This is a genomic window from Brevibacterium sp. 239c, assembly GCF_900169365.1.
Classification (GTDB): domain Bacteria; phylum Actinomycetota; class Actinomycetes; order Actinomycetales; family Brevibacteriaceae; genus Brevibacterium.
In genome coordinates this window covers 13,721-40,490 of the sequence record NZ_FXZH01000011.1, presented here as the reverse complement: position 1 = coordinate 40,490, position 26,770 = coordinate 13,721, and the positions used below count along the sequence as shown (strand labels likewise).

Genomic DNA, 26,770 nt, shown 5'->3' with positions numbered 1-26,770 from the left:
GTCAGTCCCCGTGAGGGCGGGTGCGCCCGGCGGTCCAGGCATGTCTTGCTGCTCGGTTCAGGCCTCGTCGCTGTCGAATCCGGTCGAGAGCTGTCTCAGCAGCGACGCGAGCTTACGCCGCCCTGCCGGAGTCAGGTCGCTGAGGATCTCACGCTCCTTCACCAGCAGGTCGGCCAGAGCGGAGTCGACGGTGGCGCGGCCGTCTTTGGTCAACCGCACGAGCACACCTCGGCGATCTCCAGGATCGGGCAGACGTTCGACCCAACCGGCTGTGACCAGGCGGTCGATGCGGTTGGTCATCGTGCCGCTTGTGACCAATGTCTCCTGCAACAGTGTGGAGGGGGAGAGTTGGTAGGGTTCAGCCGATCGACGCAGGGCCGAAAGCACGTCGAAGGCCCACCCTTCGATGCCGTAGGCGCTGAAGCTCGACTTTCGGGCCAAATCCAGTTGGCGGGCCAGGCGAGAGACACGGGAGAGTACCTCCATGGGGGACACGTCTAGGTCCGGGCGCTCGTGGCGCCATGCCGCGACAATCCGATCAACCTCGTCCATGTTCCGATTTTACGTCCAGATCAAGATTCTTTGGGCCAAAGATACTTTTTATCGAGATATTTCTTACTCATTGGTTGATTTGGCCTGCACGTTTGGATGGACGGGGTCACTTGGGAATAAAGTGGTCATGGTTGTTGCATCCGTCAACGGACCTGCGGGGCCAAACGACCCGGCAGTAGAAACGAAGGAATACACGTGGATCTTTTCGAGTATCAAGCACGTGACCTGTTTGAGAAGCACGGAGTGCCCGTGCTCAAGGCTCAGGTCGCGACGACACCAGAAGCAGCTAAGAAGGCAGCCGAGGAACTTGGTGGCGGAGTCGTCGTCGTCAAGTCTCAGGTCAAGATGGGCGGCCGCGGCAAGGCCGGCGGCGTCAAGGTTGCGAAGGACCCTGAAGAAGCCGAAGCTCGTGCCAAGGACATCCTGGGCCTCGACATCAAGGGCCACATCACCGAAACCGTGATGATCGCCGAGGGCGCAGACATCGCTGAAGAGTACTACTTCTCGGTTCTCCTCGACCGGTCCAACCGCACCTACTTGGCCATGTGCTCCAAGGAAGGCGGAATGGAGATCGAGCAGCTCGCCGAGGAACGTCCCGAAGCGCTCGCCAAGATCCCAGTCTCCGCCATCGACGGAATCGATGCCGCCAAGGCCGAAGAGATCGCCAAGGAAGCAGGCTTCGACGCGGAGACCGCAGCCAAGATCGCCCCTGTGCTGATGTCGCTGTGGACCGTCTTCGAGAAGGAAGACGCTTCCCTCGTTGAGGTCAACCCACTGGTCAAGACCGGTGCCGGTGACATCGTCGCACTTGACGGAAAGGTGTCTCTCGATGAGAACGCCGACTTCCGCCACCCTGACCACGAGGAACTGCGCGACGACAGTGCAGAGAACCCCCTCGAGCTCAAGGCCAAGAAGCTCGACCTCAACTACGTCAAGCTCGACGGCGAAGTCGGAATCATCGGAAACGGTGCTGGACTCGTCATGTCGACACTCGACGTCGTCGCCTACGCCGGTGAGAAGCACAACAACGTCAAGCCAGCCAACTTCCTCGACATCGGAGGCGGAGCCTCTGCAGAGGTGATGGCCAACGGACTCGACGTCATCCTCGGTGACGAGCAGGTCAAGTCGGTCTTCGTCAACGTCTTCGGCGGAATCACCGCCTGTGACGCTGTGGCAGACGGCATCGTCAAGGCTCTCGAAATCCTCGGCGACCAAGCCACCAAGCCGCTCGTCGTCCGCCTCGACGGAAACAACGTCGAAGAGGGACGTGCGATCCTCAGGGAAGCCGCGAACCCACTCGTCACTCTGACTGACACCATGGACGGTGGAGCCGACAAGGCCGCCGAACTGGCTGCTGCCAAGTAAGGAAAGGTCTTTACATAAATGTCTATCTTCCTGAATTCCGATTCGAAGATCATCGTCCAGGGCATCACTGGCGGCGAAGGAACCAAGCACACTGCGCGCATGCTCGCAGCAGGATCCAACGTCGTCGGCGGTGTCAACGCCCGCAAGGCCGGCACCGCTGTCAAGCACAATGACAAGGACGGCAACGAAGTTGAGCTGCCCGTCTTCGGCTCCGTCTCCGAGGCGATGGAAGCCACCGGTGCTGACGTGTCCGTGGCCTTCGTGCCGCCTGCATTCTCCAAGGATGCGGCCATTGAAGCCATCGACGCCAAGATCGGTCTGCTCGTCATCATCACCGAGGGCATCCCGGTCCAGGACGCAGCCGAGGTTTGGGCTCGCGCGCAGGCCGCAGACAATGCGACCCGCATCATCGGACCCAACTGCCCGGGCATCATCTCTCCCGACGCTGCACTGGCCGGCATCATCCCAGCCAACATCACGAAGAAGGGCAAGCTCGGACTGGTCTCCAAGTCCGGCACGCTGACCTACCAGATGATGTACGAACTGCGTGACCTCGGCTTCTCCACCGCCATCGGAATCGGTGGTGACCCAGTCATCGGCACCACGCACATCGATGCGCTCGAAGCCTTCGAGAATGATCCCGAGACCGAAGCCATCGTCATGATCGGCGAAATCGGTGGCGACGCTGAAGAGCGTGCCGCCGCATACATCAAGGATCATGTGACGAAGCCGGTCGTCGGCTACGTCGCTGGCTTCACCGCTCCCGAGGGCAAGACCATGGGCCACGCCGGCGCCATCGTCTCCGGCTCCTCAGGAACCGCTGCGGCGAAGAAGGAAGCTCTTGAGGCTGCAGGTGTGAAGGTCGGCAAGACTCCGACCGAAACCGCTGACCTCATGCGCGAACTTCTCGCCTGAGTTGTCTTCATCCGATGAAGGGTCCTGGCGACAGGGCCTGAAATCACAACAGCGCGGTCACAGTGCGTCCGCTCAGCACACACGCTGGGCAACTGCACCGTGGCCGCGCTGTTGCGTGTCCGCAGGGCGCGCGAAAGCATCACGCGCTGCCCACCGGGAGCAGCAATTCGCACTCGGCTTCGTTTGCCCACCACTCCGTTCGACGAGGACTCCCGTCGGCATCAAACCACCCCTGTGCAACGAGTGGTTGTGGAACGGACTGTGCTCGATGGTTGCGGGACGCTAATCTGAACATGTGAATGACCAGACACCGCTGTCCCAGAACCCACCCGCCGGCCACACCACGACGTTCAGCCCGCCGGCTGTTGACGCCTCCCCGTCGGCCCATCCGCGCAACTTCGGCTCCGACAATTGGGCTGGTGCCCACCCGGAAGTCATCACTGCCATCATCGAAGCCAATGTCGGACATACTCCCGGCTACGGTGGTGATCCATGGACGGCGCGCCTCGGTGAGGTCATGAAGGGCCACTTCGGCCCGTCCGCCCAGGCGTTCCCGGTTTTCAACGGCACCGGCGCCAACGTCCTCGCGCTGCAATCGGCTCTGCCCCGCTGGGCGGCCGTCATCACTGCCGCCTCAGCCCACATCAACTACGACGAAACAGGTGCCCCGGAAAAGGTCGGCGGCCTCAAAATCATCGGCGCCGCAACTCCGGATGGAAAACTGACGCCCGAGATCATCTACAACGCGGTGCTTGGCCGCGGCAACGAACACAATGCTCAGCCACTGGCTGTGAGCATCTCCCAGTCGACCGAATGGGGCACCACGTACACGGCTGAGGAGATCCGAGCGATCGCCGACACCGCGCACGGTCTCGACATGATCCTCCACGTGGACGGCTCCCGACTGGGCAACGCCGCCGCCTACCTCGACACCAGCCTCGGCGCCCTGACCACTGACGTCGGCGTCGACATCATCAGCCTCGGCGGGACGAAGAACGGACTTCTCGGCGCCGAAGCGATCGTCGTCCTCAACCCCGAAATCGGGCAGGGGATGAAGTTCCTGCGGAAGATGAACCTGCAGCTGTCTTCGAAGATGCGGTTCCTCTCAGCTCAGCTCAATGCCCTCTACGGCGGCGACCTGTGGCGCACCTCGGCGAATCACGCCAACACCATGGCCACACGTTTGGCAGATGGTCTCGCCGAGGCGACCGCCACCGGACGTGCACCCGATATTTCGATCGTGGCCAAGACCGAATCCAACGTCGTCTTCGTGCATATGCTCGATGAGGTCGCGGCACGGGCACGGCAGAGCTTCGCTTTCGCCAACTGGCCTATGGCCAAGAATGTCGTGCGCCTGATGTGCGCCTTCGACACCACCGCCGAAGATGTCGATGCCCTCATCGCGGCCATCGTCGAGGCCTAGACAATCACCGCCCGCGGAGCCGACCGGCCGACCTGCCCAGATCGTAGGTCGGTCGGCCGTCGGCACGCCGTGGTCAATCACCCTTGACGTTGACGAGCTGGCGCAGCGTGTGCCTGATCTCGACGAGTGGCGCTGCATCGGCCATCACCTGATCGATCGGCTTATAGGCCTGTGGGATCTCGTCGATGAACGCGTCCGTGTCCCGATATTCGATCCCGACCATCGCATCACGCAGCTGCTCGTGGCTGAAGGTCTTGCGAGCAGCGTTGCGCGAGTACTGCCGTCCCGCGCCGTGCGGTGAGGAGTTCAGCGACACCGGGTCGCCCTTGCCCTCAACGACGTAGGACGCGGTGCCCATCGAACCGGGAATGAGTCCCGGGCGTCCGGCATCGGCCTCGATCGCACCCTTTCGCGACACCCACACCGTCTTGTTGAAGTGCTTCTCCGACTGTGTGAAGTTGTGGTGACAGTTGATCCGTTCTGCCTCCAGGACGGTTTCATCCATCGTCTCCGACAGCTGCCTGGCCACGCGATCCATCATCTCCTCACGGTTGAGCAGAGCGAAGTGCTGCGCCCACCGCAGCTGACTGATGTAGGCGGAGAACTCCGGCGTATCCTCGACGAGGTACGCGAGGTCCGGGTCGGGAAGATCGATCCACCACTGGTTGTTCAGTCGCGCCGCGACCTTGATGTGGGCAGTGGCGATCTTGTTGCCGACTCCTCTCGATCCTGAGTGCAGGAACATCCACACCCTGTCGGCCTCGTCGACGGAGACCTCGATGAAGTGGTTGCCTGAACCCAGCGATCCCAACTGGTGACGCCAGCGGCCAGCATAGCCAGCGGGGTCGAATCCTGCCTCCGACGCGAGTTCCTCAAGCTCGGCGATGCGAGGCTGAGCCGTGGCGACGATCTTTCGGTTATCGGCACCGGCCGAGGTCGGCACGGCCCGCTCGATGGCCCTCCGCAGGCCGGTCAGGTCGCGGGCTTCGAGATCCCGCTTGGTGAATTGCGTGCGAACCGCGATCATGCCGCAGCCGATGTCGACTCCCACCGCTGCCGGAATGATCGCCCCTAGTGTGGGGATGACAGATCCGACGGTCGCGCCCTTGCCCAGGTGGGCATCGGGCATGAGCGCCAGGTGTGGGTAGATGAACGGCATTCGTGCAGTTGTGTGCGCCTGCTCAAGGGTCTTCTCATCGAGAAGCGATGCCCAGGAGATCAGGCGTTTGCTGAGTTTTTCCATGGTCCTTTCCTGATTTCTTTGCTGTGAGGTTCGAGACCCACATCGCCTAGATCTGGAAAGCCATGGCTGCGAAATGAAAAAAGCCCCGAACCGGTGATCGGTGCGGGGCATGCTGACTTGTGCTGAGTCAGATGTCGCGCCACCGAAGGGTCGACTGATGAGCGGATTCGAATTGATTCGATCCGCTGAGTTCGCGCGACGGGGCGAAAACGTTCATCAATGGTTTCCTTCGGGTGTTCACCGCGCCGAAATAGCGCGGAAGACCGACTATACACGACTCTTCGCTGACTCCGGCAGGAGGGGTGCGTTTACTTGTCAGACTTCGCGGAGAGGACGAAGACCGCGGCAGGAGATGACATGTTGCGTTACTGAATGAGAGTTCAAATTACAAGGTAGGGTGTCATTCGGTACGAATGAAATATTTCTCTGATTTTAAGGATCGGATATATGCCAATGGGAGCTGTTGGGATTCTGATCGCTTTGGTCTACGTGTGTTTCGGTGTGCTTATATTTGCAATACTCTGCACAGGGCTCGTGGTGCTTCTGCGGGTCAACGCTTTGCTCAAAAGGCGTGCTGCATCTTCACTGGACCACGGCCGGCAGGCACCATTGCAAGCCCAGCCGTCACCAGAGCAGGCCCAGCCTTCACCAGATTAGGGCCAGTCACACGAATGCATGACGGAAAACCCGCACACCATTGATGCGGTGGACGGATTCTCTATTCGTCGGGGCATCACCGTCGATTAGATGCCCCCGGAGCCAGTGCCGTTGCCGGTACGGGCACCGGTGTCAGTTCTTCTTGTCAGACTTCACGGAGACGACGGGGACATCGGAGTCGAGGATGATGCGCTGGGCCGTCGAGCCCATGATGAGCTTGCCGACGGGGGAGCGGCGACGCGACCCGATCACGATCATGCGGGTGTCCTCGGTCGCCTCGGCGAGGGCGAGGAGTTCCTCAACGGGGTCATTGCCGCGCAGGAACTGCAGAATCTCATGGGAGACCCCGGACGAACGCAGCGCCTCTTGGAGTTCCTCCATGTCCTGATTCGTCGCCACACCGCGTTCGTCGGGAGTTTCTCCGATGCCGGCATTGAGCACGAGCACTGTGTCATCGAAGGCCTTCGCCTGATCGATGCCGAACGTGACGGCAGCTTTGCCTTCGGGTGAGGGGGAATAGCCAACGAGAATTGTCATGGTCTCTCCTGGTGCAACATTGGACGAAGCTCCCTCAATTAGTAGCACATCTACGTGCCGCGACGCTCCTCAGTCCGCCCCAACCTGGACAGGAGAACGGCGCAGACCTGCCGTGCGAATCGGCCGCGCACCTCGGCCGTCCTCGACTGCCTCCAGCCCAGCCAAAACCGGGGTTCGTCCCTCCTGATCAGCCCCTTTGCAGCTGATTAGTTACCGCTCTGCGCAGATAGTAAAGTTGCCCCGGGCAGTACCAGAGCAGTAACTGAACTTGTTGTGAGAGAAGAGAATCGTCAGTGGCAGAGAACAAGAGTGCACAAGCCCCGACTGCGGGCACCAAGGGCGAGCAGAAGTCGGAATGGAAGACGATCAAGTCTATCCTGGCCGCGTCGTCGGGAAATCTGGTCGAATGGTTCGACTTCTACATCTACGCGTTCTTCAGCGTCTATTTCGCCAGCCAGTTCTTCGTCTCCGACAGTGAAGTCGTCTCACTCATGCAGTCGGCCGGTGTCTTCTTCATCGGCTTCCTCATGCGACCCATCGGCGGCTACATCTTCGGCCGCGCAGCTGACAAGGTGGGCCGGAAGAACTCGATGCTCATCTCGATCCTGCTCATGTGCGCCGGCTCCCTCTGCCTGGCGATCCTGCCCACAGCGGCAACGGCAGGGCCCGTGCTGGCCCCGCTCCTCCTACTTGTCGTGCGCATGATCCAAGGACTGGCTGTCGGCGGCGAATACGGGGCCACCGCGACCTACATGTCCGAGGTCGCCACCGAGGGCAAACGCGGATTCTATTCGTCCTTCCAGTACGTCACCCTCATCGGCGGACAGCTGCTGGCCAGCTTGCTTGCCGTCATCATGACCCACACCATGGGGACGGAGCAGATCGAAGCCGGCTGGTGGCGCCTGCCCTTCGTCATCGGTGCCGTGGCCGCCGTCGTCTCACTGTGGCTGCGCCGCGGACTCGAGGAGACCACCAACGAGGAGACTCGCAAGAACGAGCACTCCGGCAGCTTCCTCGAAGTCCTGCGCCATCCACGTGCCTTCCTCGTCGTCCTCGGCATCACCAGCGTCGGCTCCCTCGTCTTCTACGTCTTCACCACCTACATGCAGAAGTACCTGCTGCTGACCAATGAAGGCACCCCCGGCGCGGAGACCTTCAACAAGGGCACGATCGCTGACATGATGACTCTCTGCCTGCTGGTCTTCATCTTCATGCAGCCCATTGCGGGAAAGATCTCCGACAAGATCGGGCGCAAGAACAACATGCTCATCTTTGTCATCGGCATGGTCATCCTCCCGATCCCGATGCTCAGCCTCATCGGCAGCGCGAAGTCCGTCCTTGTCGCCGGCATCCTCATCGTCGTCACGATGGCATTCATCTCCATGTACACCTCGATCTCAGGCATCGTGAAGGCCGAGATGTTCCCCGCCCACATCCGTGGAATCGGCGTCGGCTTCACCTACGCAATCGGCAACGCGATCTTCGGCGGATCCGCCGAATACGTCGCCCTGTGGTTCACCAACGTGGGCATCGGCTTCTGGTTCGGGGTCTACGTCGTCGTCATTGCCATCGTCGGGCTCGTCGCGGTCCTGTACATGCACGACAACCGCAAACACTCGACGATCGACAACGCCGGATCCTCGGCCTACCAGCGCATCGGTAACTGAGGCCGGGGTCGAGTCCGACTAGACTGTTCGAATGCCTTCATCCCTGCTGTCTCCGGATTCTTCTGCCCGCCAACGCAGTCATGATCTGCTGGAACAGTTTCCCGAACTCGCTGAAGTTCCGGGATTCCCTCAGGCCAGGATCCTCACCGAGTATGTGCTGGGTCGACGCAGCGGTGAGCTCGATGCCTCGGGGCGAGCCACGGACGGAACGTTCGTAGCCGCCGAGGTGGTCGCCGGACTTCCGCACGAGATGCTCGTCGTCGATGACGCCCAGGGGCTGCAGTCGCGTCTGCTGAGTCAGATCGCACCCGTGCGCACGTACAACGACCGGATCGATGAGGCGCACACCGTCGCCGAGGTGGCAGATCGGACCAGCCCCATCGACGATCTTGCTGCCTTCACCCCCGAACGGGATGAAGTCTGGGCGGTCGTCAACGCACCCAAGGCCACCCACGCCTTGGCCGAAACCATCGCGGCCATCCAGGCGCACGTGTCCACGATCATCGTCATCGGTCGCAGTGACTCGATGAGCCGAGCCGTGAACAAAGAACTTGCCCGCGGCTATGCTCGCGTCGATGTTTCACCGGGTGTGGGCAAACATCGAATGATCATCGGCAGCCGACCGTTGTCCTCACCCAGCCTGCCGACCTACCCCAGGCGCAGCACCATCGACCATCCGGCCACAGGTGTGCTCCAAGTCAGAGCGCACGGGGCGTGCTTCTCCGGGATCAAGAGTGATGAAGGCTCGACCGCCTTGCTCACAGCGCTGGCCGCCGAGACTAACTCTGGTGAACCTCAGGCCGTCGAGGCGATCGCCGGTCCCTCGAAATCCGTCCTTGATCTGGGGTGCGGCAACGGATGGCTGCTCTCGGCTGCCTTGAAGCTGATGCCGGCGGCGACAGGCGTCGGCGTGGACGTGTCGAAGGCGGCGGCCGCCTCGGCGAAGGAGACGGCGGAGGCGAACGGACTTGAGGTGGAGACTATCCTCGCCGATGCCACAGATGCGCAGGCTCTAGCCGGCGGGCACGATCTGATTCTGCTCAATCCGCCCTTCCACCAGGGCACGACCATAGAAACCGACACCGCTGCTGGGCTCATGCGCGCAGCGGGAGAATTATTGGCTCCGGGTGGTCAGGTCTTCACCGTCTACAACTCGCACCTGGACTACCGCGACACCTTAGAACGTGTCATCGGACCCAGCGAGCAGGTTGCGCGCACCAGCAAGTTCACGGTCATCCGCTGCCACTCTCGTTGACGGACGTTTCCTGGGGTGAGGCCTGCGTCTGTCCCTGATTCTGCTGTGAGGCTTGCGCTTGCACCTGCGCCGACGAATGATGCTGGCTGCGGGCTCGGCTATTTCTGGTCAGGAGCAGAATCGCTTCCCAAATTACCGTCGTGAGGATGAACGGCAAGGTCACTATCCAACACATGACGGCCAGCGCCGCCTTGGCCACCCAGCCTTCTTCCCCGATCTGCGACCAGACCGATACTCCGACGCTCAGGATCACGAAAATCCCCGTGAGCGTGAGAACAATGAAGAAGGTAACTTTGGCGGCCTTTGAGAACGGTGACATCTATTGCTGCCTCTTCCTTTGCGGCGATTGTCTGCACAGGTCTGGGAACGCGCTCTGATCGTAGCCGGTGCTAGCCGCCGACAGCACCGAACCGCGCCGACAGCACTTCGGCCGTGGCCCCGACGCGGGCCGCAGCCACCTGACGGGGAGGCCCCTCGGCGACGATCTGACCACCGTCGGGGCCAGGGCCTGGGCCCATATCGATGAGCCAGTCGGAACCGGCGGCGAGTTCCATGTTGTGATCGGCGATGAGGATCGTATCTCCCTCGTCGACGATCTGGCGGAAGAGCTGACCGAGGGTCCGTGCATCACTGGGGTGGAGGCCGTTGGCGGGTTCGTCGAGGATGAACAGTGTGCGCTCACGTCGTTTCCTGGCCCGCATCACCGCGGCCAGGCGCAGACGCTGCGCCTCACCACCGGAGAGTGTCGCCGAGGACTGGCCGAGCAGCAGGCCGCCCAGACCGACCCTCTGCAGAACCTCGAAATGGGCGACGAGACCGAGGCGTTCGGCGAACACCGTCGCCGCCGCATCGATCGACAGATCGAGGACATCCGCGATGGTCAGCTCCTCGACAGTGACCTCGAGTGTCTCCTCTATGAATCGGCGGCCCTCGCATTCGGGGCAGGTGCCGCTGGAGGCCGGCAGGTGGACGAGATCGATGGTGATGATGCCCAGCCCTTCGCAGCGGGGGCATCGTCCGCGGGCCGTGTTGAAGGAGAACTGTGAGGCGGTGAAACCTCGGCTGCGCGCCAAAGTGGTCTTCGCGAACAGGCTGCGGATCTTATCGAAGATGCCCAGGTAGGTGCCGATGACCGATCGCGGGGACCGGCCGATGGTGGACTGATCGAAGCTGACCACCCGGTCGAAGACTTCGAGCCCGGAGGCGTCTGCCCCGGTAATATCTCCTCGCTCACCATGACCGCCACCACTGCGGGGCATCGTCGGCGGCTCCTCCTCACCGTCGAACAGGGAAGCTCCAGCGCTCCTGGCCAGTGTTGCGACCGATCGCAGCGCCGAGCTCTTACCCGCCCCGGAGACTCCTGTCAGAGTCGTGAGACCACCGATGGGAAAGGACAGTGCCAGACCGCGAAGATTGTTCGTCGACAGTCCTGTGCACTGGGCCCAGTCCCCGAACTCCTGGGGTGCGCGCCAGGGTTCGCTGGGTGCTTCATTGCGAAGGCGGACGGCGGTTGAGCTCTCCCCATCGAGCGCCTCGGTGACGGGGCCAGAGAACATCAGCTGACCTCCCCGGTCGCCGCCGCCGGGACCGAGCTCGACGACCCAATTGCAGCGGCGCACCAGCTCCATATCGTGTTCGACGAGGATGACCGTATTGCCGGCATCGCGCAGAGCCTCAATATGGGTGAAGAGGTGGTCGGTGTCCTTGGGGTGCAGTCCGGTGGAGAGTTCGTCAAAGACGTAGACCATGCCGTGCAGGCCGCTGTGCAGATGGGCTGCCAAGCGCAGTCGCTGCAGCTCGCCGGGGGAGAGGGTAGCAGCCGAGCGGTGAGGTGGAAGATAGCCGACGCCGAGGCGCTCGATGACTGCCGTTCGTTTGTCGAGTTCGTCGAGGAGGACCTGGGCGGCGTCATCGGTGGCGTTGGCGAATCGCTTCGCCTGAGTGTGGCCCCGGTCGAGGTCGGTCGTGATGGCCGCGTGGATTGAGACTGCCAGCTCCGTGAGACTGCGGGTGGCCACCTCGGCGATGTTCGCACCATCGATCGTCACCGACAGGGCTGCCGGGTTGATGCGGCTGCCGTGGCAGTCGGGGCAGAGTTCGTGGCTGAGGTACTCTTCCGTGCGTGCCCTCACCGTCTCGCTGCCGGTCGTGACCATGGTGTCGAGCAGGTACCTGCGGGCGCTGCGGAACTTTCCTGTGTATTCGCGGGCCACGTGGTCGAGCATCTTCTCCGGTTTGACGGTCACCGATGGTGTGTCCTCCGTGGTCAGCAGCCAGGTGCGGGTGTCAGCGGGCAGGCGCTTCCAGGGTATGTCGACGTCGATTCCCAGTGCCTCGACAAGGTGCTTGAAGTTCCGACCCAGCCAGCCTCCTGGCCACGCGGCGATGGCGCCCTCGCGAATTGTCAGTGACTCGTCGGGTACGGCCGTGCTGAGGTCGAGATCATGGATGCTTCCCTTCGCCGCACACGTCGGGCAGGCACCCTCGACGGTGTTGGGGGAGAAGGCCGAAGCGAGGAGACGCCCCTGGTTCGCAGGGTAGTCACCGAAGCGGGAGAAGAGCACCCGCAGCAGATCAGATACCTGCGACAGGGTGCCCACGCTCGAATTCTCCGGGGGCGTCGACACGAGCTGCTTTACCGCGATTGCGGCAGGGAGGCCCGTAATTCGGTCGACCTGGGGCGCAGAGACCGCGCCGAGGAGGTGACGGGTGAACGGGGAGACCGATTCGAGGTAGCGGCGCTGGGCTTCGGCGTAGATGGTGTCGAAGGCCAACGACGACTTGCCCGAGCCCGACACGCCACAGATGCCGATGAGCTGCCTGTGCGGCAGAGAGACGGAGAAACCGGACAGGTTGTGCTCGCGAGCGCCGACGACGCCGATCTCTTCGGTCATGAAATGGCCACTTCCTCTCGTCCGGGTGCAGCGATGAAGCTGCACCCGGACCAGGCTACGCGGTCAGCGGTTCGCTCGGTGGGCGCGCCACGTGCTGATCTGATCCCAGATGACGATCGCCCAGATTGCGATGACAGTGATGATCTGCTGCACCTCGGCGCTCGAAGCGGATGTGAGGTCCGGGTGCAGCACCTGCTGTGTCAGCAGGGCGATCGTGAGGAAGACGGCCATCGCCACGTCGAGGACCACGCCGGTGATGATCAGCACGGCACTGGTCGAAGAACGGGCCAGCTTGATGACTTCGATGACGGCCATGAGGGCCAGGAAGCCCCAATAGCCGAGCAGCCATCCTGACCCCAGGTCGGGGTTGATGAATGTCTCGCCGTTGTTGAGATGCCCGACGTATACAAGCGACGTCGGGATGAGCGGGATCAGCGCCAGAAGGACGAGGAAGATCAGGTTCAGGATCGCCTCGGCGCGGATCTGCGAACCTCTGACGTCCTTTCGGTGCAGATCATCGACTCTCCACGGCTCTGACTTGGACCCGGGCAGCTTCTCTGCGGCTCCTCCGTCTTTGTTGCGATCACCGAGCCCGATGAGGATGGTGATGGCGGCGAAGGCGGTCAGCAGGGCCGTGATGGTGCTGCCGATCGTCTGACCCAGCAGTGCACCGAGTTGGACCTGCGGCGTCGAGCCGATATGCACGATGACATTGGTGAGCACGGACAGCGCAGCTACGGCCGGCAGCACCCACCGTAGCGACCAGATGAAGAGCGGATACGAATTCGGTCCGATGAGATGCTGCGGTGAGTTCGTGTACTCCCGCGAGAGCAGAACCGGGTCGCCGAGCTCTTCGAGTACCTCGCGTTCGGCAGCAGCGGTCTGCGAATCGGTCGACGGGCTGCCGTCACCCAGTCGGTCCTCAACCATGTCATTGATCGTCGCCTTGATCTCTGCGGCGATGTCGTCGCGCGACTTCTCGGGCAGATGGCCGATCACTGTGTCGACATAGATGTCAGTGAGCGCACTCATGGTGTGCCTTCCTTCCAGAGTTTCGTAATGCTGGTGTTGAGTTCCAGCCATTGGGAGTGGAGTGCTGCGGCGACATCGGCGCCGCTGGTGGTGACGTTGTAGTACTTGCGCGGACGAGCCTGCTCGGTGTTCCACTCGGCGCTGAGCAGCCCCTGCTTCTCAAGTCTTCGCAACAGTGGGTAGAGAGTGTTCGCCTCTGTCGCGATGCCGGCCTCGGTGAGTGTGGTCAACAGCGAGTACCCGTACTGCGGCTGACGACAGGCGACGAGGCTGGCGAAGACGACGGTGCCTCGTCTCAGCTCTTGTTCGTGGGTCGCCAGTGCCTGTTCTTCATCCTCGTTCATGCTTCACACAATAGTGTGTGTCACACACTATTGCAATAGGCAGGGTATGGGGTTTTCGGACGCGCAGGCCCTGGGGGTGGAACTGAGCGGATGGCCGCAGTGCTTCACTAGACTGCCCGTTATGGAGTGCAAAAAGTGGATCCTATTCGACATCGGTGGGGTGCTTGAGGTCGTCGACGATGACGCCTGGCCGCAGAAGTTTCAACGTAGGTGGCAGGCACGATTGGGCTTCGATCCCGAGGAGTACAAGGAGCGCATCGATCGAGCTGCGCTCCCTTTCATCGATCTCTCGCCTCAAACAGAATCCGCGTATTGGGAAGGAGTCGGCCGGGCTCTCGACATGGATCAGGCGACAGTTGCAGAGATGCGAGCTGAGATGTGGGATCAGTACTGTGGCATTCTCAACGTCGAACTCATGGATTTTGCGCGTGGTTTGCACCCGAATGCGGGAGTCGCGATCCTTTCGAACTCGGTTGACGGGGCGCGTGAGGAAGAAGAACGACGCTACGCCTTCTCTCGCGTATTCGCTCCGATCATCTACAGCCACGAAATCGGAGTGGCGAAACCAGAAGCTGCGGCATATCGGTCTGCGCTGCAGGCGATGGACGCGGAGCCTGATCAGGTGTTCTTCATTGATGACCATTCCGAGGCGGTAGCGGGTGCGGCCGCCGTCGGAATTCGCGGAACTCTTCATGTGGGCAATGCCGCGACGATCGAGAAGATCGAAGACTTCCTAGGGCGACCATGACTGACGCAATTCTCGAACGATTCTGGACGAATGCGCGACGTGCGGTGCCGACCCTTCCCGAAGCTGTACCGGAAGCGTGGGCGATCGGTGCGACTGAATCACAGGCCGACGAACTGTTGGCGCTTGTCCTAGAAGGGGTGAAGACGGGAACCGCAGCCGCAATGCAGGATTTGCTGGCTGATGGTGAGGCGGTTCCGAAGGTCGGTCAGGCCAGCGTGATTCTCGATGGCAGAGATCAGCCACGAGCCGTCATCGTCACCACGGCGGTTGAAATCGTGCCGTTCACCGAGGTCAGCGCCGAGCATGCGCGCTCCGAAGGTGAAGGAGATCGAACTCTCGCAGCCTGGCACGAGATCAACGAGGAATTCTGGCGCGAGCACGGTCGGGGTGCCGATGGGTTCAGCGAGGACATGCTCGTTGTGTGCGAACGGTTTCGGCTGATGTACGCACAGTGGCCACACACATAGGCGCAGAGATCACTGAAAGGATTCGACTGCCGCCACCTCGTCGATGGCTGGCTCCGAGAGCTCGGTTCGGCGCCCCTTCGCATCCGCAGTCGTATTCCGTGGAGTTCTGCCCATAGACAACGCGTCGGCGATCACGAAGGGTAAAGAACTCTTTGGGTGTTCGTGAGTAAAATGATCGTCAGCCGTTGCTTCAACTCGAGAAGAGGGCAATATGTCTAAGCAGTATGCAGTGGTTGGATTCATCATCGGTCTTGCGGTCTCCGCCGGGATTTTCATCCTCTTGATACCTGGCCTGTTCGACATGGCCTCTCCCAGGCATATCTGGTCCAGCTGGGTGTTTTTCGGTATTGCCGTTGCCTGCGGTGCAGGTGCGCTGCTGACTCGGCGCCGGTCCAGGTGACCTCGGCGGGGCGAAGGCATCACTGCTCAGATTCGGCCAACTCCACCTCATCGAGGGCGAGCTCGGAGGGCTGAGTTCGGAATCCCTTCGTGGTGAAGGCGAGAATCACGGCTCCGATGACAAGCCAGCTGCCACCCAAGGTGACCGCGTGGACATCGAGCTGGGTGAGCAGGAAGGCGATGACGATGACGCCGATGATAGGGCAGATCAGATTGAGCAGGATTCCGTGGCGGCGACCAGCCTGACGCTCTTTGGCCCAGTGGACGATGACAGAGACGTTGACCATGATGAAGGCGAGGAATGCGCCGAAGTTGATGAACGACGTCGAGGTGGCGACGTTCATGAAGATGGCGATGAGGCCGATGACGGCAATCGCCAGCAGGGAGAGCACCGGGGTGTGGAAGCGCGGGCTGAGCTTGCCGAAGAAGCGTCGCGGCAGCACACCGTCACGCCCCATCGCATAGAGGAGACGGCTGCCAGCCGCCTGAGCCGCGATTCCCGAGGTGAACTGAGCGATGACGAGGGCGGCAAGGAAGATGGCACCGAAGAGGTGACCGCCGATCCTGCGCGCGATCTCGAATGCCGCGGCGTCGGAGTTCTCGAACACTCCACCGGGATGGACCAGCTGCACAGCGTAGGCGACGACGACGAAGATGCCGCCGCCGATGACCGCGATGAGCATGATCGCCTTGGGAACGGTGCGCCGGGGGTCGATTGTCTCCTCGGTGAACGTGGTCACCGCGTCGAAGCCGAGGAATGAATACGCGGCGATCGCAGCACCGCCGCCGATCGCAACGAGGCTCGAATTGACGCCGGTGAATGGTGTGGCGCTGAAGAGCCCGGTCGCACCGTGCGTGCCGAAGACGTCGGCCAGCGACAGAACCACGAAGAATGCGATGATGAGGATCTGGAATGACATGAGGATGAGATTGACACGGTCGGCGACCTTGATCCCCACGATATTCAGCACAGTGGTGAGGATGATGAACCCAATGATCCACACGGCCATCGGCACCCCGGGGAACTGCGCCTGCAGGTACGAACCTCCGATGAGCCAGATGACCATCGGCAGGAACAGGTAGTCGAGCATGGTGGCCCACCCGACGAGGAATCCGACCCTTCCATCGATGGTCTTGCGAACATAGGTGTACGCGGACCCGGCGACAGGAAAGGCCGCGGCCATGCGCCCATAGCTGTTGGCGGTGAAGAGCATGGCGACAAGGGCGAGCAGGTAGGCGCTGGCACTTGCGCCGCCGGTCTCGGAGGCGATGACGCCGAAGATCCCCAGCACGATCAGCGGCGTGAGATACGCGAGGCCGAAGATGACGAGCGAGGGCAGCTTGAGGGTCCGTTTGAGCGTGAGCGTGTCTGACATGATTACTCCATTGTTCTCAGTGATGACATAGAGCCGCCGAGGCGGTCCGCCGGTTGATCGGGATTCTGCGCTGAGGCTGAACTTTGGGTCAGTCGTGGCCGCGATAGTGGGGCGACCACCGCTTGGGTTCGATGTGACCGGCATAGAGCGGCAGTGGGATCGGTGCGTCTTCTGGGGTGAACTGCGACCAGATTCGGTTGGTGCCAGCCGTTCCCCGAGCTCGTACCCGTTGGATGTGGCCTGGATCCATGTCAACGATGAGGGTGTCTTCACCCGGTCCAGCCTCGGCGAGGACATGCCCTTCGGGGTCGACGGCGATGCTGTGGCCACGACCAACAGGTTCGGCACAGTTGACGCTGAGCATGTAGACCTGATTGACGATCGCATTGGCGCGGGCGAGGACGAGTTCCTGGTTGCGGTCTTGGCTGGTCGTCTTGACGATGTTGATGATCGCGTCGGCGCCCATCCACGCCAGGTGGCGAGAGTGTTCGGGGAACCAGGCGTCATAGCAGTTCGACAGACCGAGGACGCCGTGACCATCGATCGGGGCGACGACGAATTCCGTGCCGGGCCGGTGTGGTTCGAAGGGCCGCCACGGAAACATCTTGCGATAGCTGGCGGTCAGTCTGCCGTGGGGGGAGAAGAGCAGCTGAGTGTTGTACTGCCCATCGGGGCCGTCGTCCTCGCCGATGCTTCCCGGGCACAGCCAGATGCCGAACTCTGCGGCGACTTCACCGATCCTCGCCACAAAGGGGTCATCGAGGGGCGTTGCCATCAGTGACAGCGCGGCCGGCTGTTCATCATTCGGAAGGTGATCGACTCCCTGGAGGTGGAGCTCCGGATAGACGAGCATGTCGAGCTCAGGATGGAGTGCGAGCGTGCGTTCGACGTCCGCGTGCAGCTCGGCCAGCGCGTTCGAGCCGTGGAGCGGGGCGCGCTGAGCAAGTCCGACACTCAGTTCTCTCTGTGGCACTGGCAGCTCCTTCGCTCAACATAACTGTTCATTTTGAACACTATAAACTTGTGAGCCGATAGACTCAACACATGGCGGGAAAAAACTCACGTGCGAACCGGAAGACTCACGAGGTCGACCAGGCTCTGTTCACGGCTCCGGGGTCTGCTGCGGTCACACGGCTCTCAGCCGTTGACACCGTCCGGGCTCGAGTTCTCCTGTCCATCGAGCACGCGCTGCTGGCGCCGGGAAGCAAGCTGCCTCGGACCGAACACATCGCAGGGGGCCTCGAAGTCAGCCACATCACTGCTCGCCGTGCCCTGGAGAGCCTGGTCGACGACGGAGTCCTGGTGCGCCGCCGCGGACGCGGGGGTGGAACCTTCGTCGCCGACGATCCGCCGGCGCTCAATGATTCCTCGGTCACGGCCTATCGGGCCGACGAGCAGGCGATTCTTCGGCTCATCGATCAACGCAGCCTGATGGAGAGCGCGATCGTCGTTGCAGCCGCACAGCGAGCGACAGCGACGCAGTGCGATGAACTCGACGACCTCATTCTGCAGTCGAAGAACGCCGCCGATTGGCACGAGCACCACATCCCCGATACTCGCTTCCACCGCCTGTGTGCCGAGATCAGCGACCTTCCGGAAGTGCCCACCTATCTCGCCTGCTATGAGGCGCTGACCAAGTACTTCGTCCCCTATCCGCAGGAACAGCTCGATGAGGGACGCGACCATCATGCCCGGCTCGTTGCAGCCTTTCGCGCCCACGATCCGATGGCGGCCGTCGATATCGCACGCGTTCACGTCGACGCACTGCGTCGAGAGATGTTCGTCGGCCTCGGCCACTGATCATGACACTGAGGCGCCCGCTGTGAGGCAATCAGATTATTGGACGCTCATCCATGCCGAACGCGCTCGCCTCGTGAGTCTCCTTGACGGCCTCGCCGCAGACCAGTTGCAGGTGCAGTCGCTGTGATCTGATTGGAGTGTCGAGCAGGTGGTTGCTCATCTCAGTGCCGCTGCGAATACCGGCAGGTGGGCATGGATTCGCAGCATCGTCGCCGCCGGATTCAACCCAGCTGAGCACAATGCTCGCCTGCTGTCGCGATACCAGGGGCGCACCCCTGAAGAGACTCTCGCGAACTTCCGCGACTCGACCACTATCACGATTGCTCCGACAAAGGACTATCCGGCATGCCTCGGCGAGGTGATAGTCCACGGCCAGGACATCGCTGAGCCGCGAGGGTTGGCTCTCGTCCCTGAGCGGGCGGCGCTTCTGGAGGTCGCTCGCTACTTCGCGCAAAAAGATTTCGCGGTCAACAGCAGAACACTTGTCAATGGTCTGTTGCTCGAGGCCGAGGCCGCCGAGGAGCTGCGTCATTGCATGAGCTGAGCACTAGGCCGCTTTCCAATCACGGCCCACCGACGATGCCGATTGTGGCGAGAATGAACCCGATGAGCTGCAGTGATGCTCGCGCGATCTGGAAGGCGTCCCAGCGACGGCGCATGGCGACGAAACCCTTCGGTGCCGTCTTCTCGGTGATGCGACCGGTGCGCAGGTTGATCGGAAAATTGCCGATGATCGTGACGATGAGCGCGATGCTGAGGCTGATGGCCGCGAAGGCAAGCCATGCCGAGGGGTCGTTGATCGCGACGACGATTCCGAGGGCGGTTGCAATTGTCATCCCGATGGGCATGACGCGTCCGAAGGTCTTGAGTAGCCCCTTTTCGAACGTCAGCTGGTCTTCGGTTTCCAGTCTGCGAATGACCGGGTGGACGAGGGTTGCTGAGCCGAATTCTGCCGAACCGACGAATCCGATGACCAGGATGGCCGCGATTTCGAGGATGTCCACGATATCTCCTAATGGGTAGTGGAACTATCTATAATGGATAGTAGTAGTATCTGCACTGGAAGTGCAATACCCCGAAGGAGATTCGTATGGCGGAAGCGAGCGAGATGCGCATGGCCGAACTGGCGCGACGTTCGGAGCTGAGCGTGCCCACGATCAAGTACTACCTGAGGGAGGGGCTGTTGCAGCAGGGCAGACGCACCAGTGTGAATCAGGCGGTCTACAGCGATGCTCATCTGGAAAGACTTCGCTTGGTCCGTGCCCTGACCGCGGTGGCCGGACTGCCGCTGTCAAAGGTTGGTGAGGTGGTGGCAGCAGTGAGCGGAGAGCCGACGGTCATCGACGCCATGGCCGTGGCTCAGGACGTTCTCCTCGGCGATGGTGCGCAAGAGGGAGCCACACAGGCAGATGTTAAGATCTCAGAAGTGCTCGATCGCGTAATCGCCGAACGGGGATGGCGTTGCGAACGGACCTCGCCGGCCTATCGTGCGGCGGTGAATGCCGTCGATGAGCTTGACCAAGAAGGGCTCGCTGTCATCCTCGATCGCCTCGGTGACTACGCAGAGTCAGCGGAACGTGTGGGGCGAATCGATCTCGAGACCATCGATGAGGTGGAAGGGCTGGAGGAGAAGGTGCGCGGCGTTGTGCTGGGCAGCGTCCTGCGACGTCCGCTTCTCGAGGCGCTGGTTCTCCTGGCTCAGCAGCATTTCGCTCAAGAGCACTTCGCCCAGGACGTCACAGACCCTTCGGCTTCGCGTCGTAGGTGAGCCAGTTGGTCTTCGTCGCCACCTTGTCATAGAGGACCTGAGCTTGAGCATTGTCGTCGGCAGTGATCCAGCGGACGACCGAACGACCCTCGTCCGCGGCGATCTCCTTGAGACGGGCGATGAGCGCGCGTCCGGATCCCGTTCCGCGAGCCTCGGGATCGGTGAAGAGGTCATCGAGCCAGAGACCGACCGTGCCGGTCGACGGACGCGAGAATCTCCGGAAGTCCGCGATTGCGACGATACGGCCATCCGCCTCGGCGACCAGGCCTTGGCACTCGTGTGCTGTGTCCATGAGCCAGCCCCACACCCGGGAGACGATGTCCTCGGATTCCGGCAGGTGATAGAACTCGCGGTAGCCGCGGAAGAGCTCACGCCAGTGAGCCTCGTCTGTCGGTTCAACAGGGCGAACGGAAGTGGTCGACGAATCTGCCATGACTGTCCGTACCTTTCCTCATAGTTCTGCGGGGTGACATGTGAGCGCTGAAAGGCGACATGTACTGCAAGAGTATGTGAAAAAGCCCCTGGCCGGGAGGATGTCTCCCGAACCAGAGGCCGTTTTCCGCTGTGTACGCGAGGGGGGACTTGAACCCCCACGTCCGCAGACACTGGAACCTAAATCCAGCGCGTCTACCAATTCCGCCACTCGCGCGCGTCGTTCCCAAGATTAGCAGGGCGAGGGCGAGTTGCTGAAAACGATCACGCGGCGCTGGAGATCAGGCAGCGTCGATTCCCAGTGCTTTGCGCACACGGGCAACGTGACCAGTGGCCTTGACGTTGTACTGGGCCAGTTCCACATTGCCTTCGGCGTCGATGACGAGCGTCGAGCGGATGACGCCCTGGACGACCTTGCCGTAGTTCTTCTTCTCGCCGAAGGCACCCCACTCTTCCATCATGGTCTTGTCGGGATCGGAGAGGAGATCGAAGTTCAGGCTTTCCTTCTCAGCGAACTTCTTCAGCTTCTCCGGCTTGTCCGGGGAAATGCCCAGGACGACGAGGCCAGCGGCCGATAGTGCCGAGAGCGAATCACGGAAGTCGCAGGCCTCGGTGGTGCAGCCGGGGGTCATGGCGGCGGGGTAGAAGTAGACGACAACTCGCTGTCCCTTGAATTTGCTCAAGGTCACGGACTTGCCGTCCTGGTTGCTCAGGGTGAAATCCGGGGCGGTGTCGCCGACTGACAGACGTGGCATAGGGTCTCCTCTTCTCGTTCGGAACATCTCCGAGGTTCTCAGTTCAGTGACTACTCTAGTCCGAGACCCCGACACAGATCATGCTCACTCGATGCGCGCGATGACCTCGCCGACAGCAACCACGTCGCTGACCTTCGCGACCTGCTTGAGTGATCCTGCCACGGGAGCCTGGACTCGGGTCTCCATCTTCATCGCCGATAGCACTGCGACATCGTCACCCTCGGCCACCTCGGCGCCGTCGTCGACCAGATAGTCCACGAGGCTGCCGGGCACCGGCGCGGTTACAGCGCCCGCGCTTCCTTCGTCTCCCGTCGCCGAGGTGGCTGTACCGTTGGCCGCGGATGTGCCCTGACCGGTCCCACCGGCCGAACCGAGGGCGACCAGCAGTCCGGCAGGCAGACCGATGGTGGTGAGCTTCCCGTCGATTTCGATATCCATGCGCTGCAAATCAGCGCCGGCCACGGGTGCGGGACGATCCTGGGTCTCGAAGCGCGGCAGCAGCTCGGATTCGATCCATTGTGTGTGAATGCCGGCCACACCGTCGTCGCCGAGACCGGTGAACGCCTCATCGGTCAGGATCGCCAGCGAACACGGCAGAACCGTCGCCGGTCCCTGGACCGTGAGTTCCTTCGCCGCGACCATGGTGCGGGCGATGGCGCCGGCCCGATCGGGGCCATGGACGATGAGCTTGGCGAAGAGGGAGTCAAACGCCGGCTGCACGGTGTCACCGGCGCGGACTCCGGAATCCCAGCGCACACCGGGACCGCCGGGCACGGTGAGGACATCGATGCGTCCCGGTGTGGGCAGGAATCCACGTCCCGGGTCCTCGGCGTTGATGCGCAGCTCGATCGCATGCCCGCGCGGCTGCGGGGTCACGTCCAGCGAGAGTCCCTGGCCGAAGGCGATGCCAAACTGTTCGGCGACGAGATCGACCCCGGACACCGCCTCGGTGACAGGGTGTTCGACCTGCAGTCGGGTGTTGACCTCGAGGAATGTCATCGTGCCATCGGCGGCGAGCAGGAACTCGACGGTGCCGGCACTGCGGTAGCTCACCTCGGCGCAGATCGCCTCGGCCGAACGGTGCAGACGTTCACGCTGGTCAGCGGTCAGCCCCGGGGCGGGTGCCTCCTCGATGAGCTTCTGGTTGCGGCGCTGGGCCGAGCAGTCACGATCACCCACGGCCACCACGTGGCCTACTCCGTCGCCGACGATCTGAACTTCGAGGTGGCGGGGACGTTCGAGGTACTTCTCGACGAAGCACTCGGGCCGACCGAAAGCCTCCACGGCCTCGCGGGTGGCCGATTCGAAGGCATCGGCTACTTCGGTCAGGTCATGGACGATCTTCATTCCACGACCGCCGCCGCCATGCGCGGCCTTGATGATGATCGGCAGACCATGTTCGGCGGCGAAGTCCTCGACCTCGCTCGCGTCCTCGAGGGGACGGTCGATGCCCGGGGCCAGGGGAGCGCCGACTTTCTGTGCCAGTTGTCGTGCGGTGACCTTGTCACCCAGCGCCGTGATCGTCTCCGCAGTGGGCCCGATCCAGATCAGGCCGGCGGCCTCGACGGCGGCGGCGAAGTCCGCGTTTTCGGACAGGAATCCGTAGCCGGGGTGGACGGCTTCGGCCCCGGATGCCTTGGCTGCGGCGATGATCGCGTCGATGTTGAGGTAGGTTTCGCCCGCTGTGGTTCCCGGCAGCCCGTAGGCTTCATCCGCCAGCTGAGTGTGCAGAGCATCGGCATCTTGGTCGGCGTAGACGGCCACCGAGGTGTGCCGGTGCTCGGCGCAGGCACGGATGACGCGGACAGCGATCTCGCCGCGGTTGGCGATGAGGATGGTCGACATGATTCAGTGTCCGTTCTCAGAGGAATGGGGTGAGGGGGCGGTGCTGGTGACGTCGCGGCCGGTGTTCGTATCGCCGCGGTCAGTGCTGTTCTCACCGGTGTCATCACCGGTCACGAACCGCAGCTTCACACCCGGTGCCAGCTGCGCGGCGAGGTCGGTGTCATCGATGCTGGCGATGATCGGGTAGCCGCCGGTGAGCGGATGGTCGGGCCCGAAGAGCACAGGCTGCCCGTTCGGTGGGACCTGGAGTGCCCCGGTCACTGCGCCCTCACTGGGCAGTTCCCCGGTGCGGGCGCGTTCGAGTGGGACCTCGCCGCTCAATCTCAGACCGACTCGGTCGGACTCGTGGGTGACCGTCCACTCCTGGGACAGCAGAGTCTCGACGCCGCTTGAGGTGAACCAGTCATCGCGTGGGCCCAAGGTCACGCTCAGCGTGAGCGTCTCCCCAGGCTGCGGCAGATCCCGGGCAGGTGCTGGGTTCACCTCGACGAGGTGGGGCGCGGCCAGCTGCGGGTGCAGAGTGAGTGTGGTGCCCGCCTCCAAGACGGCCGGGCCGAGTCCCGCAAGCGTGTCCGCCGAGGCACTGTCGAGCGCCGTTGCGACATCAAAACCGCCGCGGATGGCGAGATAGCGCCGGATGCCGCGGGTGGCTGTGCCGATCTCGAGTTCGTCCCCGTCAGCCACAGCGAAGGCCTCGCCGAGTTGGGGCTTAAGAACCGTCCCATCGCCGGCGGTGACGGTGATCGTCCCATCGGCTCCAGTGACCGTGGCGACCCCGTCGCCGGTGAACCGCAGTCGGGCCCCGCCGCCGAAGCTCTCAAGCCCGGCCGCGGTCTCGGTATTGCCGACGAGCCGGTTGGCGGTCCGCAGAGCTGTGCGGTCTGCGGCACCGGCACCGGAGACGCCCATCGACGCGAAGCCGGGACGCCCGAGGTCCTGGATAAGCAGCTGCAGGCCGGGCTGGAGCACCTCGAGGGTACGTGCCGATTCGGCACTCACCTCCGGGACGGACGCAGCAGAGTCCGCACTCACAGTCGCCTCTTCTGCGCTCACGGTCTCCCGCTCGGCGTCGGTGAACTTCACGATCGTGCCGGGCACGAACAGAGCAGGGGGTTGCCGGTCGAGATCCCACAGAGTCGCCTCAGTGCGTCCGATGAGCTGCCACCCACCGGGGGAGGCGCGCGGGTAGACGCCGGTGAATTCGCCGGCCAGGGCCACCGCGCCCACGGGCACACGGGTGCGCGGTGAGGATCGACGAGGAACGTTGAAGAGTTCGTCATCACCGGCGAGGTAGCCGAAGCCTGGGGCGAACCCGGCGAATGCGACCTCCCAAGTCGCGGCCTGGTGGCGGGCGATCACCTCGGCGGGGGAGACGGAGAGGAGGTCGGCCACCTCGGTGAGGTCTTCCCCGTCGTAGGTCACGGGAATGCTGACCTCCCGCGCCGCGGCAGTCGCGGACTCGGCGTGATCGAGACCGCGGATCGCCTGCTCAAGGGCACCTGCCCCGGTTCGGCGCGGATCGAAGCCGATGAGCACGGTCCGGGCGGCCGGGATGAGCTCGACGACTCCGGGAAGATCGGCAGCTTCCAGGCTGTGGTGCACGGCCATCGTCGCGGCCAGGTCCGCGCATTCGACGAGGAGGTGGCGTCGGGAGGCGGTGTGGAAGGTCAGCTCGGTGGTCATTGGCGAAAGGTGTCTTCCGGTTCGTCGGTGATGAACATCTTCCCTGGTGAGTGCGTGATCGCGAACGGCACGCCCGAGGCCTGGATGGCCGCCTGCGGGGTGACTCCGCACGCCCAGAACACGGGAATGTCACCGTCTTCGATGACCGGGGCGTCACCGAAATCGGGGGCGCTCAAGTCGGTGATGCCCAGCTGTGCGGGTTCGCCGATGTGGACGGGGGCACCGTGGACGGCGGGGAAGCGGTCGGTGATGCGCACCGCCTCGGCGACCTGGCTGGCCGGGATCGGACGCATGGACACGACCAGGTTCCCCTTGACGCGACCGGCCGGGGCGCATGCGGTGGAGGTGCGATACATCGGCACATTGCGGTCGGCATCCTGGTGGCGGATCGGGATTCCCGCCTCGGTGAGCCCGTTTTCGAAGGTGAACGAGCAGCCGATGAGGAAGGACACGAGATCCGGGTGGTCCGCCCATGCCTGTGTGGCGTCGGCGACTTCACCAGTGAGCTGACCGTCCTCCCAGATCCGGTACCCGGGGATGTCGCTTCGGATGTCGCTGCCCGGGGCCAGCACGGATTCGACCTGACCGGGTTCGAGGACGTCGATGACCGGGCACGGCTTCGAGTTGCGTTGGGTGAACAGCAGGACGTCGAAGGCCCACTCGGCGGGCACGGAGATGAGATTCGCCTGCACGAGACCCGGCGCCATCCCCGAGGTAGGGCCGGAGAATCCGTCTCGGATGCGGGTGCGAGATTTGGTACCAGCCGCGCGCATCGTCTCCAGTGCAGTGGTTGCTGCGGTAGGTTGCGTGCTCATCATTTCATTCCGGCGAACGCAGCGATCGTCACACCCGAGGATTCGAGGAGCTCTCGTGCGGCCCGAGCCATGTCGATCGAGCCCTGAGAGTCTCCGTGGAAGCAGATGGACTGGGCGTCGACGTCGACGAGGCTGCCGTCGATGGCTTCGACCTGTCCGGTTTGGACGAGCCTGAGCACGCGTGCGGCCACGGCTTGCGGGTCGTGCAGCACTGCATTGGGTTCGGTACGGGCGACCAGAGAGCCATCGGGGTTGTAGGAGCGATCGGCGAAGGCCTCGGCCGCGACACTCAGTCCCGCCTCGGCAGCGACCCGGTTGGCCACGCTCCCGGCCAGGCCGAGGAAGACCAGGGAGTCATCGACGGCCTTGACCGCATCGACGACGACCTTGGCCTGCGCCTCGTCGCGGACGATGGCGTTGTAGAGACCGCCGTGAGGTTTGACGTAGGAGACCGAGCCGCCGACTGCGCTGGTCAGGCCCAACAGGGCACCGATCTGGTATTCGACCTGCGCCTGCAGGGTCGCGGCGGGAACGTCGAGGGGCCGGCGGCCGAATCCTTCGTAGTCGTCGTAGCCGGGGTGGGCGCCGATGACGACGCCGCCCTTCGTGGCTGCGGCAAGGGTCTCTCGGATTCCTTGGGGGCTGCCGGCGTGGAAACCGCATGAGACGTTGGCGCTGGAGACCAGGTCCAGCATCGCCGCGTCGTCGCTGACGATGCGGTCGGGGACGTTCTCACCCAGGTCCGAGTTGAGGTCGATGCTCACCGAGCTGGTGGCGTTCGTATCTGTGGCGGTCATT

The 26,770-nt window shown here is 62.8% G+C and carries 26 protein-coding genes and 1 tRNA gene; 10 read left to right on the top strand and 17 right to left on the bottom strand.

Translation table 11 applies throughout. From position 1 onward, the window contains the following. Positions 1-57: 57 nt before the first annotated feature. A complete protein-coding gene (locus BSP239C_RS11470) occupies positions 58-552 on the bottom strand; it encodes a MarR family winged helix-turn-helix transcriptional regulator (protein ID WP_101572960.1) in 495 nt (164 codons plus the stop codon). 195 nt (positions 553-747) lie between these two features. Here BSP239C_RS11470 and sucC point away from each other — a divergent pair, with 195 nt between their 5' ends. From sucC to BSP239C_RS11455, 3 genes are all read left to right on the top strand, one after another. Continuing rightward, complete coding sequence (gene sucC / locus BSP239C_RS11465) at positions 748-1,917, top strand: ADP-forming succinate--CoA ligase subunit beta (RefSeq protein WP_101572958.1); 1,170 nt, start codon at positions 748-750, stop codon at positions 1,915-1,917. Between the two features lie 18 nt (positions 1,918-1,935). Continuing rightward, positions 1,936-2,832, top strand: coding sequence for a succinate--CoA ligase subunit alpha (gene sucD, locus BSP239C_RS11460; RefSeq protein ID WP_101572956.1), 897 nt, complete (start codon positions 1,936-1,938; stop codon positions 2,830-2,832). 295 nt (positions 2,833-3,127) lie between these two features. Then, the gene (locus tag BSP239C_RS11455; protein ID WP_101572954.1) at positions 3,128-4,255 is read left to right on the top strand and encodes a low specificity L-threonine aldolase; all 1,128 of its coding nucleotides are present in this window, start codon (positions 3,128-3,130) and stop codon (positions 4,253-4,255) included. Positions 4,256-4,328: 73 nt separating this feature from the next. Here BSP239C_RS11455 and BSP239C_RS11450 read toward each other — a convergent pair whose 3' ends face one another. Together BSP239C_RS11450 and BSP239C_RS11445 are read right to left on the bottom strand one after the other, a co-directional pair. Further along, positions 4,329-5,498 (bottom strand): RtcB family protein, encoded by a 1,170-nt coding sequence (locus tag BSP239C_RS11450; RefSeq protein WP_101572952.1) that lies wholly within the window; start codon positions 5,496-5,498, stop codon positions 4,329-4,331. A gap of 789 nt (positions 5,499-6,287) precedes the next feature. Continuing rightward, on the bottom strand, positions 6,288-6,692 hold the full coding sequence (locus BSP239C_RS11445; RefSeq protein WP_101572950.1) for a universal stress protein: 405 nt from the start codon (positions 6,690-6,692) through the stop codon (positions 6,288-6,290). Positions 6,693-6,985: 293 nt separating this feature from the next. On the opposite strand from BSP239C_RS11445, the gene BSP239C_RS11440 reads away from it, so the two are divergent. Together BSP239C_RS11440 and BSP239C_RS11435 are read left to right on the top strand one after the other, a co-directional pair. Beyond that, complete coding sequence (locus BSP239C_RS11440) at positions 6,986-8,359, top strand: MFS transporter (protein WP_101572948.1); 1,374 nt, start codon at positions 6,986-6,988, stop codon at positions 8,357-8,359. A 31-nt stretch (positions 8,360-8,390) separates the two neighbouring features. After that, positions 8,391-9,614, top strand: a complete 1,224-nt coding sequence (locus BSP239C_RS11435) for a class I SAM-dependent methyltransferase (protein ID WP_101572946.1) — start codon at positions 8,391-8,393, stop codon at positions 9,612-9,614. On the opposite strand, the gene BSP239C_RS11430 is transcribed toward BSP239C_RS11435, so the two are convergent. The 4 genes from BSP239C_RS11430 to BSP239C_RS11415 form a co-directional block, all read right to left on the bottom strand. Next, entirely contained in the window at positions 9,592-9,933 is a 342-nt protein-coding gene (locus BSP239C_RS11430) for a hypothetical protein (RefSeq protein WP_101572944.1), read from the bottom strand. The genes BSP239C_RS11435 and BSP239C_RS11430 overlap by 23 nt on opposite strands. A 70-nt stretch (positions 9,934-10,003) precedes the next feature. Then, positions 10,004-12,508 carry an ATP-binding cassette domain-containing protein gene (locus tag BSP239C_RS11425; protein WP_101572942.1) on the bottom strand — a complete coding sequence of 835 codons (2,505 nt, stop codon included), beginning with the start codon at positions 12,506-12,508 and terminating at the stop codon, positions 10,004-10,006. Between the two features lie 63 nt (positions 12,509-12,571). Continuing rightward, positions 12,572-13,540, bottom strand: a complete 969-nt coding sequence (locus tag BSP239C_RS11420) for an HAAS signaling domain-containing protein (protein ID WP_101572941.1) — start codon at positions 13,538-13,540, stop codon at positions 12,572-12,574. Then, positions 13,537-13,884: a PadR family transcriptional regulator gene (locus BSP239C_RS11415; RefSeq protein WP_101572939.1), complete on the bottom strand. Its 348-nt coding sequence runs from the start codon at positions 13,882-13,884 to the stop codon at positions 13,537-13,539. The genes BSP239C_RS11420 and BSP239C_RS11415 overlap by 4 nt, the downstream gene beginning before the upstream one ends. A gap of 121 nt (positions 13,885-14,005) precedes the next feature. Here BSP239C_RS11415 and BSP239C_RS11410 point away from each other — a divergent pair, with 121 nt between their 5' ends. Both BSP239C_RS11410 and BSP239C_RS11405 read left to right on the top strand, forming a co-directional pair. Next, complete coding sequence (locus tag BSP239C_RS11410; RefSeq protein ID WP_226830895.1) at positions 14,006-14,632, top strand: HAD-IA family hydrolase; 627 nt, start codon at positions 14,006-14,008, stop codon at positions 14,630-14,632. Beyond that, a complete protein-coding gene (locus BSP239C_RS11405) occupies positions 14,629-15,099 on the top strand; it encodes an ASCH domain-containing protein (protein WP_101572937.1) in 471 nt (156 codons plus the stop codon). The genes BSP239C_RS11410 and BSP239C_RS11405 overlap by 4 nt, the downstream gene beginning before the upstream one ends. Positions 15,100-15,518: 419 nt before the next feature. Here BSP239C_RS11405 and BSP239C_RS11395 read toward each other — a convergent pair whose 3' ends face one another. Beyond that, complete coding sequence (locus BSP239C_RS11395) at positions 15,519-16,874, bottom strand: APC family permease (RefSeq protein WP_101572933.1); 1,356 nt, start codon at positions 16,872-16,874, stop codon at positions 15,519-15,521. 88 nt (positions 16,875-16,962) lie between these two features. Beyond that, complete coding sequence (locus BSP239C_RS11390; protein WP_219618888.1) at positions 16,963-17,847, bottom strand: carbon-nitrogen hydrolase family protein; 885 nt, start codon at positions 17,845-17,847, stop codon at positions 16,963-16,965. A gap of 71 nt (positions 17,848-17,918) precedes the next feature. Between BSP239C_RS11390 and BSP239C_RS11385 the strand changes: the two genes are divergently transcribed. Next, the gene (locus tag BSP239C_RS11385; protein ID WP_101572931.1) at positions 17,919-18,674 is read left to right on the top strand and encodes a FadR/GntR family transcriptional regulator; all 756 of its coding nucleotides are present in this window, start codon (positions 17,919-17,921) and stop codon (positions 18,672-18,674) included. Between the two features lie 148 nt (positions 18,675-18,822). Beyond that, a complete protein-coding gene (locus BSP239C_RS11380) occupies positions 18,823-19,218 on the top strand; it encodes a hypothetical protein (RefSeq protein WP_101572929.1) in 396 nt (131 codons plus the stop codon). 19 nt (positions 19,219-19,237) lie between these two features. Here BSP239C_RS11380 and BSP239C_RS11375 read toward each other — a convergent pair whose 3' ends face one another. Then, entirely contained in the window at positions 19,238-19,678 is a 441-nt protein-coding gene (locus BSP239C_RS11375; RefSeq protein ID WP_101572927.1) for an anthrone oxygenase family protein, read from the bottom strand. An 86-nt stretch (positions 19,679-19,764) separates the two neighbouring features. Here BSP239C_RS11375 and BSP239C_RS11370 point away from each other — a divergent pair, with 86 nt between their 5' ends. Next, positions 19,765-20,442 carry a MerR family transcriptional regulator gene (locus BSP239C_RS11370; protein ID WP_219618887.1) on the top strand — a complete coding sequence of 226 codons (678 nt, stop codon included), beginning with the start codon at positions 19,765-19,767 and terminating at the stop codon, positions 20,440-20,442. On the opposite strand, the gene BSP239C_RS11365 is transcribed toward BSP239C_RS11370, so the two are convergent. The 7 genes from BSP239C_RS11365 to BSP239C_RS11335 all read right to left on the bottom strand — a co-directional run bounded on the left by BSP239C_RS11365 (position 20,411) and on the right by BSP239C_RS11335 (position 26,769). After that, a complete protein-coding gene (locus BSP239C_RS11365) occupies positions 20,411-20,875 on the bottom strand; it encodes a GNAT family N-acetyltransferase (RefSeq protein ID WP_101572926.1) in 465 nt (154 codons plus the stop codon). The two genes, BSP239C_RS11370 and BSP239C_RS11365, sit on opposite strands and share 32 nt — an antisense overlap. Before the next feature lie 134 nt (positions 20,876-21,009). After that, positions 21,010-21,091: transfer RNA gene (locus BSP239C_RS11360), tRNA-Leu, on the bottom strand. Between the two features lie 64 nt (positions 21,092-21,155). After that, positions 21,156-21,629, bottom strand: a complete 474-nt coding sequence (gene bcp / locus BSP239C_RS11355) for a thioredoxin-dependent thiol peroxidase (protein ID WP_101572925.1) — start codon at positions 21,627-21,629, stop codon at positions 21,156-21,158. 84 nt (positions 21,630-21,713) lie between these two features. Beyond that, positions 21,714-23,474, bottom strand: coding sequence for a biotin carboxylase N-terminal domain-containing protein (locus BSP239C_RS11350; protein ID WP_101572923.1), 1,761 nt, complete (start codon positions 23,472-23,474; stop codon positions 21,714-21,716). A 3-nt stretch (positions 23,475-23,477) separates the two neighbouring features. Then, a complete protein-coding gene (locus tag BSP239C_RS11345) occupies positions 23,478-25,157 on the bottom strand; it encodes a carboxyltransferase domain-containing protein (RefSeq protein ID WP_101572922.1) in 1,680 nt (559 codons plus the stop codon). Continuing rightward, positions 25,154-25,975, bottom strand: coding sequence for a putative hydro-lyase (locus BSP239C_RS11340; protein WP_374701027.1), 822 nt, complete (start codon positions 25,973-25,975; stop codon positions 25,154-25,156). Before BSP239C_RS11340 ends, BSP239C_RS11345 begins: the two co-directional genes overlap by 4 nt. Beyond that, positions 25,972-26,769 (bottom strand): LamB/YcsF family protein, encoded by a 798-nt coding sequence (locus BSP239C_RS11335; protein WP_101572919.1) that lies wholly within the window; start codon positions 26,767-26,769, stop codon positions 25,972-25,974. The genes BSP239C_RS11340 and BSP239C_RS11335 overlap by 4 nt, the downstream gene beginning before the upstream one ends. Position 26,770: the final 1 nt, after the last annotated feature.

Coding starts and splice junctions, on each gene's coding strand:
- BSP239C_RS11350 (WP_101572923.1), bottom strand. CDS start 23,474: ATGTCGACCATCCTCATCGCCAACCGCGGCGAGATCGCTGTCCGCGTC.
- bcp (WP_101572925.1), bottom strand. CDS start 21,629: ATGCCACGTCTGTCAGTCGGCGACACCGCCCCGGATTTCACCCTGAGC.
- BSP239C_RS11370 (WP_219618887.1), top strand. CDS start 19,765: ATGGCGGAAGCGAGCGAGATGCGCATGGCCGAACTGGCGCGACGTTCG.
- BSP239C_RS11395 (WP_101572933.1), bottom strand. CDS start 16,874: ATGTCAGACACGCTCACGCTCAAACGGACCCTCAAGCTGCCCTCGCTC.
- BSP239C_RS11405 (WP_101572937.1), top strand. CDS start 14,629: ATGACTGACGCAATTCTCGAACGATTCTGGACGAATGCGCGACGTGCG.
- BSP239C_RS11415 (WP_101572939.1), bottom strand. CDS start 13,884: ATGAACGAGGATGAAGAACAGGCACTGGCGACCCACGAACAAGAGCTG.
- sucD (WP_101572956.1), top strand. CDS start 1,936: ATGTCTATCTTCCTGAATTCCGATTCGAAGATCATCGTCCAGGGCATC.
- BSP239C_RS11385 (WP_101572931.1), top strand. CDS start 17,919: ATGGCGGGAAAAAACTCACGTGCGAACCGGAAGACTCACGAGGTCGAC.
- BSP239C_RS11420 (WP_101572941.1), bottom strand. CDS start 13,540: ATGAGTGCGCTCACTGACATCTATGTCGACACAGTGATCGGCCATCTG.
- BSP239C_RS11435 (WP_101572946.1), top strand. CDS start 8,391: ATGCCTTCATCCCTGCTGTCTCCGGATTCTTCTGCCCGCCAACGCAGT.
- BSP239C_RS11340 (WP_374701027.1), bottom strand. CDS start 25,975: ATGATGAGCACGCAACCTACCGCAGCAACCACTGCACTGGAGACGATG.
- BSP239C_RS11430 (WP_101572944.1), bottom strand. CDS start 9,933: ATGTCACCGTTCTCAAAGGCCGCCAAAGTTACCTTCTTCATTGTTCTC.
- BSP239C_RS11335 (WP_101572919.1), bottom strand. CDS start 26,769: ATGACCGCCACAGATACGAACGCCACCAGCTCGGTGAGCATCGACCTC.
- BSP239C_RS11365 (WP_101572926.1), bottom strand. CDS start 20,875: ATGGCAGATTCGTCGACCACTTCCGTTCGCCCTGTTGAACCGACAGAC.
- BSP239C_RS11345 (WP_101572922.1), bottom strand. CDS start 25,157: ATGACCACCGAGCTGACCTTCCACACCGCCTCCCGACGCCACCTCCTC.
- BSP239C_RS11410 (WP_226830895.1), top strand. CDS start 14,006: ATGGAGTGCAAAAAGTGGATCCTATTCGACATCGGTGGGGTGCTTGAG.
- BSP239C_RS11445 (WP_101572950.1), bottom strand. CDS start 6,692: ATGACAATTCTCGTTGGCTATTCCCCCTCACCCGAAGGCAAAGCTGCC.
- BSP239C_RS11470 (WP_101572960.1), bottom strand. CDS start 552: ATGGACGAGGTTGATCGGATTGTCGCGGCATGGCGCCACGAGCGCCCG.
- BSP239C_RS11450 (WP_101572952.1), bottom strand. CDS start 5,498: ATGGAAAAACTCAGCAAACGCCTGATCTCCTGGGCATCGCTTCTCGAT.
- BSP239C_RS11425 (WP_101572942.1), bottom strand. CDS start 12,508: ATGACCGAAGAGATCGGCGTCGTCGGCGCTCGCGAGCACAACCTGTCC.